This is a genomic window from Streptomyces sp. SID13666, from assembly GCF_010548325.1.
Classification (GTDB): Bacteria; Actinomycetota; Actinomycetes; order Streptomycetales; family Streptomycetaceae; genus Actinacidiphila; species Actinacidiphila fildesensis.
Map to the genome: position 1 here is coordinate 1 of NZ_JAAGLX010000089.1, position 10,619 is coordinate 10,619.

10 protein-coding genes are annotated in these 10,619 nt (G+C 68.8%); 7 read left to right on the forward strand and 3 right to left on the reverse strand.

Annotated elements, in window-relative coordinates; genetic code table 11:
* The 3 genes from G3I60_RS42950 to eccE all read right to left on the reverse strand — a co-directional run.
* Positions 1-1,275 (reverse strand): SCO5717 family growth-regulating ATPase (locus G3I60_RS42950; protein ID WP_343242012.1); only part of this gene is annotated, 1,275 nt, incomplete at its 3' end.
* A gap of 321 nt (positions 1,276-1,596) precedes the next feature.
* Entirely contained in the window at positions 1,597-2,337 is a 741-nt protein-coding gene (locus tag G3I60_RS42955) for a hypothetical protein (RefSeq protein WP_164298700.1), read from the reverse strand.
* A gap of 11 nt (positions 2,338-2,348) precedes the next feature.
* The gene (gene eccE, locus G3I60_RS42960) at positions 2,349-3,587 is read right to left on the reverse strand and encodes a type VII secretion protein EccE (RefSeq protein ID WP_203675303.1); all 1,239 of its coding nucleotides are present in this window, start codon (positions 3,585-3,587) and stop codon (positions 2,349-2,351) included.
* Positions 3,588-3,809: 222 nt separating this feature from the next.
* On the opposite strand from eccE, the gene eccB reads away from it, so the two are divergent.
* The 7 genes from eccB to G3I60_RS42995 all read left to right on the forward strand — a co-directional run bounded on the left by eccB (position 3,810) and on the right by G3I60_RS42995 (position 10,518).
* Positions 3,810-5,324 carry a type VII secretion protein EccB gene (gene eccB, locus G3I60_RS42965; protein ID WP_164298694.1) on the forward strand — a complete coding sequence of 505 codons (1,515 nt, stop codon included), beginning with the start codon at positions 3,810-3,812 and terminating at the stop codon, positions 5,322-5,324.
* Positions 5,325-5,401: 77 nt separating this feature from the next.
* A complete protein-coding gene (locus tag G3I60_RS42970; protein WP_164298692.1) occupies positions 5,402-5,851 on the forward strand; it encodes a hypothetical protein in 450 nt (149 codons plus the stop codon).
* 53 nt (positions 5,852-5,904) lie between these two features.
* Entirely contained in the window at positions 5,905-7,434 is a 1,530-nt protein-coding gene (locus tag G3I60_RS42975; RefSeq protein WP_164298690.1) for a WXG100 family type VII secretion target, read from the forward strand.
* Positions 7,435-7,613: 179 nt separating this feature from the next.
* Positions 7,614-8,843 carry a type VII secretion-associated serine protease mycosin gene (gene mycP / locus G3I60_RS42980; protein ID WP_164298688.1) on the forward strand — a complete coding sequence of 410 codons (1,230 nt, stop codon included), beginning with the start codon at positions 7,614-7,616 and terminating at the stop codon, positions 8,841-8,843.
* Between the two features lie 243 nt (positions 8,844-9,086).
* Positions 9,087-9,488, forward strand: a complete 402-nt coding sequence (locus G3I60_RS42985) for an SseB family protein (protein ID WP_343242013.1) — start codon at positions 9,087-9,089, stop codon at positions 9,486-9,488.
* Positions 9,485-10,156, forward strand: coding sequence for a hypothetical protein (locus tag G3I60_RS42990; protein WP_164298686.1), 672 nt, complete (start codon positions 9,485-9,487; stop codon positions 10,154-10,156). Before G3I60_RS42985 ends, G3I60_RS42990 begins: the two co-directional genes overlap by 4 nt.
* On the forward strand, positions 10,156-10,518 hold the full coding sequence (locus tag G3I60_RS42995; RefSeq protein WP_164608523.1) for a putative T7SS-secreted protein: 363 nt from the start codon (positions 10,156-10,158) through the stop codon (positions 10,516-10,518). The genes G3I60_RS42990 and G3I60_RS42995 overlap by 1 nt, the downstream gene beginning before the upstream one ends.
* The last annotated feature ends 101 nt before the right edge of the window (positions 10,519-10,619 follow it).

Sequence of the window (10,619 nt, forward strand, 5' to 3'; positions counted from 1 at the left end):
CGGAGCCGGTGTGGGCGCAGGGCCGGGCGCGTCGGCGGCGGGTCGCGGGAACCCGTAGCCGTCCTGCGCGAGTGGCGGTCGCTGCGCTCCCGTCTGCGGGAATCCGTACGCCGGCTGCGGCGGGGGAGTGCGGTCCTCCTGCCGGTCCTCCGGGACGGGCGCCGGCGCGGGCGCGGTTACGGGTGCGTCGGCGGGCCGCGGGAAGCCGTATCCGCCCTGCGGCAGCGGCGCCGCCGCGCGCGGGGCGGGAAGGTTCGGCGTGCCCGGTCCCGGCTGGGCCGGCGGGAAGCCGTAGCCGGCCGGCGGAGCGGCGGGCTCGACGGTGTCGGACGGCGCCGGGGGAGCGAACGTGTAGTCGGCACCAGGAGGCGTCGGCGCGGACTGCGCGGGAGCCGGCCAGGGCGCACCCGTGGGCGGGGTGGCACGGTCGTCGGGGAGCGGCGGCGCGGGGGCGTCCGCGGCCTGGAAGTGCGGCGGCAGCGGCGGGACCGCGCTCTGCGGAGGAGCCGGCGACCACGGCGCGACCGGGGCCGGCGGCGGCGTCGGCACCCACACCGGACCCTCGGACGGCGGAGCGTCCACCACCGGTGCCGGCTTCGGCTCCGGCTCCACGGGCGCCGACGGGGTCTCGGCCGTACCCGCTCCGGGCCGCGCGCGCAGCGACCCGGGCGCGATCCGCACCGTCGACTCGCTCCGCACCGCGCCCGGCAGCTCGTCGTCGTCCCGCTCGGGCACCGCCACGGGGGCGTCCGCGGGACGGTCCTCGCCGACGCTCGGCTTGAGCGTCGGGAACGCCGGAACAGCGGAAGCGGCGGGCGCGGGCGCCGCAGCCTCGGCGGCAGCCGGTTCCGGAGCAGGAGCAGGTGCGGGCGCCGGAACGAACGGCACCGAGGTCGCCGACCAGGACGGCTCGCTCGCGGCCTCAGGAGCCGGTGACGGCGCCGCGAACGGCGCAGCCGGCGGTGCGGGAGGCGACGAAACCGGGTTCAAGGGCAGCGGAGCAGGAGGAGCCGGCGCCACCGGAGGCGTCACCCGGGCCTCGATCTCAGGCTCGGGCCGGGACTCCTCCACCGCCGCGGGAGCCGGAGCGTCATCGGCACCGGAGTCCGTATCCGGGTCGTCGCCGCTGTCACCGCTGTCGTCCCCACCGGCGTTCTGCATGTACCAGGCGGGCGGCGTGTAGTCGAAGGTGAACTCACCGGTGTAGTCGGCGTCGCCTTGCTCCTCGACAGGGGCGGCCCCGCCCACGCGGTTCTCGTCCCGATCGCTGCTCACAATGCCTCCTGGTATATCTCTGAAACGCATCCGAACGACAGGGACGCACGGTCGGCCGGTTGCTCGCGGCGGACGGGATCGAGGAATCCGGCGTGCTTCACCGTTGATCCCCTCCCCGTGTACCGCAGCAGACCTGCCGCGCCCCGTTCGGGCTGTCTGCCCCCCTACAGCTCCTGCCGCTCTGAGGGACAGCCTAATCATCGGTGGCAGTTCCACGGCAGGCCCGCCCTGTCCGCCGGATCTCCGGGAGCCGCGCAGACCTTCGCCCACTGCTCCGGATCCGCCCTCGTCAGCCCGCCGGAGCCGGTCCTCCCTTAGGACCTAGTCCATACGGCGCGGGGTGCCGAGCAATCCCGTCTCGACATCCGTCGGCTGCAGCATGACGAACTTCTGATGTTGAGATGTACACCACAGCATCATGTTGTCGCCCAAGGACGACAGGGACTCCGCCTCTGCCCGGGGCAGCCGCAGAATCTCGGACAGGACCTGCGCCTCCTCCGGAGAGACCCGCTGGATGCCGACCAGCCCGGCGTTGGCGAGCAGCCGCGGTGCCGTCGGACCCAGGAAGGGCAGGAGTGTCAGTACGGACTGCCACGGCCCGGCCGCCAGCCGACTGCGCGGTGGCCGCATTCCGCAGTCCCTTACGACCAGCACCGGGCTGGAAACCGAAGGACCCTGCGGCCCCACCTGTTTGACGTCGTGCACCGTCATGCACTGCTGTCCGCCACCCGCGGCCTGCGCCAGCCCCGTCCAGGCCTGTGGCCGGGCTGTTTCGACGGCCACACGCGCACCCGTGCCAGCCGTGCGCAGGGCCAGCACCTGCGCTGTCCACACACTGCCGATGACGACGACATCGAGCTGGGAGGGGCGGAAGAACCCGAGTACCGCGGGCTGTCCCTCGGCGTCGACGCCCGCCACGACTCCGTCGTCACCGAGCGGCAGTGACAGCGCGCCGAGCTGATCCGCGGGCAGTACGTGCCGGTCGTGGCGTGGGCCGAGCAGTCCGAATCCCGGCCGCCCCTGTCTGGTCGCAGCCGTCGCGGTCGCGGTCGCGGACGTCATGCCGTTGGCTGTCACCGGGCTCCTCCGAGGGGCAGGGTCGCCAGAACGCCTGGCAGCTGTTCACGATCCAGCCGTACGAGGCCGACCCTGACTCCCCGCGCGGCACGTTCCAACTGCTTCCGCACCGACACCAGTTCCTGGTCGCTGCGTGCGGTCAGCCGGACGTATCCACTGATCGCCGCCGTCCGGCCGGTCCCGCGCGACACCGCCAGGCTGAAATTGCTGGCCAGCGCGGGCATCGAGGTCAGCAGGGCGACCAGATTCGCCGCCGGGACCGCGCTCGCACCCAAGTGCGGCCAGCGGCCGACCCAGTACGTCGTGTGCCAGCGGTCGTCGCAGCGCCAGGCACGGGTGCTCTCCATGGTGCGCCGCAGTGGCACGCCGGCCCGCGCGGCGAGCGCGCTCGCCTGGGGATTCACTCCGGCCGAAGTCGCCAGCGCGGACGTCACCTCCGCCTCCGTCAGCACTGAGGCGTCGATTCCCGCCCCCGCGAGCCGACTCGCCAGCTGGTCCGTGGCGCGCAGCAGCGCCCGCTGCGCCCCGCCGACCCCGCCGCCGCGCGCCTGAACCGCCTCCGGGCACAACTCCGGATCGAGCTTCAACGCGATCCATGTGAGCCGGATCGCCGGTGTACCGGCCTTCTCCTGCAGCGGCCCGTAGGACCGTGCCGCCGCGGCCTGTTCGGGCAGATGCGGTCCGGGCGCGGGCTGCGTGTACTGCACGACCTGCACCGACTCCAGACGGATGTCGTCCACTTCCAGTGCGTCGTGCAACAGCGCCAAAGGCAGCGGCCGCGCGTTGCGTGCCATCCGCAGTGGTTCATCGCGTGCCTGCACCAGCAACAGGGCCGTCAGGAACGTCCCGTCACCCACCATGCCGATATCGCGTTCACGTTGCCGGTCGGTGTACGTACACGTCCGCAGTGCCGCCTCGCACTCGACAACCGGTGCCAGCGCGGGATCCACCCCATCAGGTGCCCACGGCTGACTCGCCGTCCGTTGCCGCGCGCGCAGCATGAGCGCCGCGTTCAGCCACTCCGCGACCGGCCGGCCCCGCCGTCGCAGCACCGCCAGCAGCACCAACACCACTGCCACCAAGCCCATCGGTACGAGCAGGATCCTGTTCGTCACCCACCCGACCAGCACCAGCGCGGCGGCAATCTCCACCAGCACCACCTGATGCAGCCGCACTCCGCCGATCCGCCCTGGCCGTGGGTGCACGCTCATCACTGCGGTCGTCGCGCTGCTCATCCCCCGGTAAATCCCTCCGTGTTACGGCATTACGGCGTGCGCAAGTCAGCCAACCGTATCGGTACGCCACCTCATGATCCGTACTCGGCCGTACGGTGGAACCTCGTCGGCGCCAGACCTCTGGTCATGGCCGGATGCGGCGCAGGGGGTCCCCGATACAGCAGGGGCCGAACCCGGCATAGTAAGTGCCGTATTCACGTAAGCAGGGGAGAGCGGCAGCGGATGGCTTCACGCAAGGAACAGCTCAACGCCTACACCTTCGCTCGCAAGCGGACCGTGGCAGCGTTTCTGCAGCCGAATCCATCCGGTTCCGAGGAGGGCGCACCACGCCCGCTGCGCGCGCTGGCCCCGGGCATCGTGGTCGGCGCGCTGATTCTTGCGGGGTTCGGCGCCTGGGGTCTGGTCAAACCGACCGCGCCCAAGGGCTGGGACGACCCCGGAAAGAACGTCATCGTCGCCGATGAATCCACCACCCGTTACGTCATCCTCAAGGACGAGAGGACGGGCGAGAAACTCCTGCACCCCGTCCTCAACTTCGCCTCCGCCAGGCTGCTCCTCGACCCACAGGGCTATCAGGTCATCAAGGTCAGGGAATCGGTGATCGACAAGTCGGGCATCAAGCACGGCGCCACCATTGGCATCCCCTACGCCCCCGACCGCCTCCCCAGTCCGGTGGAAGCGGGTCTCGCGAAGAAATGGGCCGTCTGCGACCGACCCGGCAGCGGCGCGGACAAGGTGGCGGACCAGGCGGTGTTCGTACTGGGCGGCGCCGACGCCCGGGCGGTCGACAGCAGCAAACGCCTGGCGGGGAACGAGGTGCTCTACGTAGAGAGCCCGGACTCGTCGCGCTACCTCGTCGACAAGGACGGTACGAGTTTCCCGCTCGGGGGCAGGAACGGACGCACCCTCGGCCGGCAGAAGACGGACCTTCTGCTCCGTACGCTCTTCGGCCAGTCCGCCGAGCCGCAGCGCGTCACCCTGGGGTGGCTCGGTTCCCTCAATCCCGGCAGTCCGATCGTCTTCCCGACGGTCGCGCACCTCGGCGACCCGGCCCATGTCGACGGACTGTCGGCCGCGGAGAGCAGGATCGGCAATGTCCTCGAAGCCACCTCCGCGGCAGGCAAGGAGTACTACGTCGTCCAGAAGGAGGGCGTCGCCCCCACCACCGCGTTCACCGCGCTGCTGCTGGAGCAGATGACAAGCCAGACGGAACCCATCCGCACCAGCGTCCCCACCGAAATCCTCCCCGTCTTCACGGGCGCCGGCAGAGACTGGCCCGTCCAGCAGCCCACCCAGGTCAACAAGACCGGCACCTACGATGCCCAGGGCCGCACCGTCGCGTGCTCCGTTCTGCGAGGTACGGCCGGCGCCCGCCCCGAGCTCAGTGTCTGGGCCGGTACCGCGTATCCGGCGTCCATCGTGGACGGAGCCACCAGCGCGTACGTCACCCCCGGGTCCGGCCTTCTCTATCTGGAGATCACCGGCAAGGACCTCAGGAACGGCACCCTCTATCTGACCACCGACACCGGTCTGCGTTACGCCGTCCCTCGTAACAACGACAGCGATGCCGCCGACGGAACCAAGGCCAGGAAGGAGGACGAAGCCGTCAACCAAGCTCAGGCCCGGCTCGGCTACGACTCGGTGACCCCGGATGCCGTCCCGCTCAACTGGTCCGAATTCCTGCCCAAGGGACCGGCGTTGGACACGGAGAGTGCACGGCGGCCGCAGGGCTCGTGACGGGAGGGGCCAGTGCGACTGTCGTAGCAGCTGGGTAAGCTGCTGAGTCAACGGTGGAATACGGGGAGTGATTTGCCATGCTCGAGCGAGACATGGACATCGGCCTGCAGGATCTGCGTGGCTTCAAGCAACGTGTCGACGGTCTTCTCAAGGATCTCGACGATTCCCAGGCCGCGCCGGACAAGATGGGCGACGGCAGACTGCATCAAGGCCAGATCGGCACCGGGTTCGCGGGCGCCGAGGAGCTGATGAGTGCCTACACCCATGTGCATTCCCAACTCGAACTGCTGTCGACGACCATGGCCAATCAGATCGAGGCCATGAGCATCTCCGTCGAAATCGCGCGCGTCGGCTACGAGAACGTCGACATCGATACCCGCAACCACCTTCTCAATTTGAACGATGTGACGAAGAAATACTACAACCCCGAACTCGACCCGGACGCGCCGGCCACCCGGAAGCCGGCCTCCGTCACCGGCAGCACTCCGCCCACGGAGGACACCTCCGGCGGCGGAGGCATGGGCTGATGCCCCCATCCGTGGACCTGGAACACCTGAACAGCGAAGGGGAGGGGTGAGTCGTGGGAATCTTCGACGGCATTACCGAGGACGCGCACACCGCGATCTACGGCGACGAGTTCGACGCCCGCTCCCATGAAGAAATGCTCGCCATGGTCAAGGACGCCGACCCTGGTGCGCTCACAGCTCTCAGCCAGAAACTCCTGGCCGCGCATGCGGCGATCGACAGCATTGGCAGCGACCTCAACACTCGGGTCGCCTACGTCGACTGGCAGAGCGATGGCGGTGATGCCTTCAAGGAGTGGGGCAAGAGCATCGCCAAGTCCACCCTCAGCCTTGCCGAGTACTCCAGGAGCGCCGGTGACACCCTGGCTGTAGCAGCCGAGACCCTGCTCGCCGTCAAACGCGACATGCCGCCGGTCCCCGCCGACGCCAAGTCCATGGTCGACCTGTACCGAACCGACCTGGTCGCCCAGCACGACCCGGACGGCAAGCTCGCCAACCAGCAGGCCGTGACCCACCTGGAGAGAGCCCGCGAGGGCGCCGTCGACCAGATGAACAAACTGGCGCTGGCCTACAAGTACTCGGCAAGCGTGATCAGCGCCCAGGAACCACCGACGTTCCAGCCGGTGCCTGCACGCATTCTGCCGAAGGACAATCGGCGGTCGGATCTCACGGCGGTGCCCATCGACGGCTCGGGGTCATCGGCGGAGGGATCCGGACGGGAGAGCTCTGACACCGCGGCTTCGAAGACACATCTTCATGCGGGCTCCGACCGCAGCAACCTCGGGCCGATCCCAACCCGGTCGGTTGCTCCAGCGGACCTGGCAGGGAGTCCCGCAGCCGTGTCTGCCGATCCGGGCACTCACATCGCCTCGGCAGGCACGACTACCCCAGTGGCTCCGGCATCCTCGACCCCGCTCACTCACCATCCGTCCGGAGTTGCTGGTGATGTGCCGTCATCGCGCACGTTTGTGCCTCCGGATACGGGTTCCGGCGCTCCTCCGTTCTCCTCTGGTCCGAATGGACGAGTGAACGCAGGCACGCCGTCGCCACGCCTTCCGCAGGCCCCAGGGTCGCCGGCAGGCAGGGGCCCGGGCAACGGTCTCAGGTTGAGGCCCGTTGGCGAATCGGGCATTCATGGGGGGCAGGCGACCGTGCGAGGGACCACGCCAAGCCGCATGATCCCCAAGGGCAACGTCGTCGGAGCGGAGGGCGCTGATCGCCGATCGCCGATGGGTGGGATCCATGGCACCGGATCCGGTGAGCAGGGAGGGACCCGGGGCAGTTCCGGAAGTTCCATGCGCCGACTCGCCGGCCAACCCGGAGGCATTGTGGGCGGGACCCGCAGGCAGGGCGCCGCCATACCGGACACCTTCGCCCAGGGCGCGACGAATCAAGCGGGACGCACTTCGACGGGCGGGACCGCTCCGAGCGGGGTATCGGCAATTACCGGGCGCGCTGTCCCCAACTCCGGAAAGGCGGGCGAGAAGAAGCAGCGACGAAACAGCCGACGTCCTGACTACCTGATCGAGGACGAGCCGGATCGCACGCAACGCGATAACGATTCAGGTCCTCCGGTCGTCAAGTGACCCGACGCGGAGTCGTGAGGGACACCGAAAGAAGGAATATGCGACGACACCGGGTTGGTTGGAGGCAGCGCGCACTGACTGTGGGTTCAGTCGGTGGCGCCGCGTTGATCGGATTCGTATCAGTAGCTGTACCGGCACACGCGGAGTCGATCCGGGGTCAGGAATGGCACGTCGAAGCGATGGGCCTTGCCGCAGCATGGAAGATCAGCGAGGGAAAGGGCATCACGGTTGCCGTCATCGACAGCGGTGTTGACCGGACTGCGCCCGACCTCCGCGGACAACTTGTTGTGGGGAAGGACTTCGGCACCAAGCCTGTAGCCGCAGACATCGATCTGGTGGGGCACGGTACAAGCATGGCCAGCTTGATCGCCGGCACAGGTGACGGTGCCGATGGTTCAGGGGTGGTCGGAGTGGCTCCCAAAGCCAAGATCCTTCCCCTCCGCCTGCCGGACAACGAGGGTGAGAAGAACGGCGCCGCCGCAAACCCTGAGTTCTACTCCGAGTTGGTCAAAGCCATCCGTTACGCAGCGGACAGCGATGCCCGTGTCATCAGCATCTCTTTGGGCGACTCCGGGATCGGGGACGCAGCCCAGCATCAAAGCCTCCAAGAAGCGGTAGATTTTGCCCGATCCAAGGGAAAACTGATCTTCGCCGCTGCGGGAAACAGCGGCGACGGAGGAAGCCCCGTCGAGTACCCGGCGGCCACACGTGGCGTTGTCGGCGTCGCGGCTCTCGGGAAAGACGTGAAAGCGATCCCGACGTCCACCAAGGGTCCGCAGGTTGATCTCTCTGCTGCAGGAAACGAGATCATCGGGGCCTGCCCCACCCAGATCGCCGCGTCCGGGTACTGCAAGGGGACCGGTACGAGCCCCTCCACGGCCCTCGCGTCCGGCTCCGCCGCCCTCCTCTGGTCCGCCCATCCCACCTGGACCGCCAACCAGGTTCTGCGTGTCCTTCTGAACACTGCCGGTGCGCCCACCAGTGGGGCCAAGCGCAACGACTCCATCGGCTACGGCGCCGTCCGCCCCCGGGTCGCCTTGCAGACACCCGGCGACCCCGGTGCACCGGACGTCTATCCCCTCGCCGCATACGAGGCCCAGACCGCGCCGAACAGCCCGGTCCCCTCGGAGAGCGCAGCCGCGCCGGCGCCGAGCGCGACTGCTCCCGCCGCCCAGGCGGAGGCCACGTCGGACGCCTCCGACAGCGGCAACACCGTCCTCTGGTTCGGATTCGGCGGCGCGGCCGTCGTCATAGCTGCCACCGCGGTGCTGGTCGTCCGTAACCGGAACCGCCGCGCCGCCCCACCAGGCCCGCCTCCGGCACCTCCGTACGGCTCCGCCCCACCCCCGACGTACGAGACCAACCCCCAGCACACCTGGCAGCAAGGTCCACCCGCCCCGCCGCAGTAGTAGCCATACGACCGACCCACGGGAGAGAGGCCGACGATGACCAGCCCTGACTGGACCGGAACCCACCATCCACCGGCCTCCGGCTCCATCGCACGGCTCACCACGGCCTCCGGGGATCCGAATCACCAGGCGAGGCCCGACCGCCCCACGCGGTTGTCCGACATCGTGCGTGGGGCCGGAAGCGAGCAGCAGGCTCCTGATGCAGGTAGGGCGAGTTGGCGAAGGCTCGCCTCGGCAGAGGCCGTGGAGGCCCTGACCTGCGAGATGGAGGGCATGTATCGCGGAAACGGAGACCCGACCGCGCTGGTGGATGCGTTCCGGCGGGCTGCGGTGCTGGTGCCGGTGACCGGCGGCGGTCTGTGGTCGGCGGCGCTGGGCGGAGTGCGCTGGATCTATGGGTTCTCCAGCGAAGTGGCGCTGGCGCGCTTCGCGTTGACGCAGGAGACATCGGAACTCTCCGATTGGGAGTACATGACCGTTTTCGGGGCACGGTTGCTGGACGTCGTGATTCCGGCAGTGCAGGAACCTGCGGGAGTGGCCCTGGACGTGGGGAGCGACCGGCCCATGATCTTTCCACCGGTGATGGGGATCGTGCCGAATGCCGTTGCGCTAGACGCCCGCGCGGGTGAAGGGATGTTCCGATGAGTACGGGCGGCGAGGATCTCGCGGTGGACTCTGCGGCCCTGGCACTGGCCGCCCAGGGCCTCAACGGGGCCATCGGGGAGCTGAAGTCTCTGGGGACGCAGGGGTCGGCGGACACCGGGCGCGGTTTCGGCGATCTGGCGTTGACGGGAATGCAGCTTGGCCACAGTGGTCTGACCTCCGCCTTCGGCTCGTTCTGCGCACGTTGGGAATGGGGAGTACGCACGCTGGTGCAGGAAGGCAACGAGTTCGCCGAGCGACTGGGTCTGTCGGCGGGCATCAGCCATGACGAGGACCAGTACATCAAGGACACGTTCAAGGTCGTCACGAATGCCGCGATGGGGAATCCCAACTTGACCGAGGAGCAGGTCGAGGGGATGTCCTGGGATCGGGTCAAGGCGGACAACCCGATCTCGGACTGGCAGCACCCCGACTTCAGCGCCAAGTCCGTCGAGCAGGCCCAGCACGACATCGGGCAGACCTGGAAGGACACCGGGCGGGACCTGTCCAACGGTCCGATGGGATTCAACCTGTACGAACAGGTCGCAAAGGCCACCGGACACGAGGACGATGTCGAGGCCGCGCGGGACCAACTGTTCGGACCGTCGCCCGAACAACGGCAGCAGCAGGCCGAGACCGGGGTGCGGACACCGCCCGGGGGCGAAGGCTGATGGGGGCTTTCAGTTGGCTCGAGGACAAGGTCGATCAGGCCGGGGACGGCCTCGAACACCTCGTCGACTCGGGGAAGAAGGCGGCCGGAGAGGGCGCCGATTGGGCAGCACACCGGGTCGGCGACGGCTTGGACTACGTCGGACTGCACGACGCGGCCGACGCGGTAGAGGACTTCGGTGACGATCTCGCCGATGACCTGGGCGCCTCCGTCGCCGAGCAGCAACTGGGTCGGAGCGAGGAGCCGAAGGAGCTGATCCATGGCGATCCGAAGGCGATCCAGGAGACGGCTGGACACCTGAGGAAGTTCGGCAGCTCCTTCGGCGATGTGCATCGTGGCCTAATGGGCCGTATCGGGTCGTAGAGACTTGATGTTGTAGCCGCCAGCAGGTGAGCACTTCCGATGCCGGAGCCGTTCGAGTTCTGTGGTCAGACCGTGCCCCTGCTGGTCGGCCGGGAGGCCAT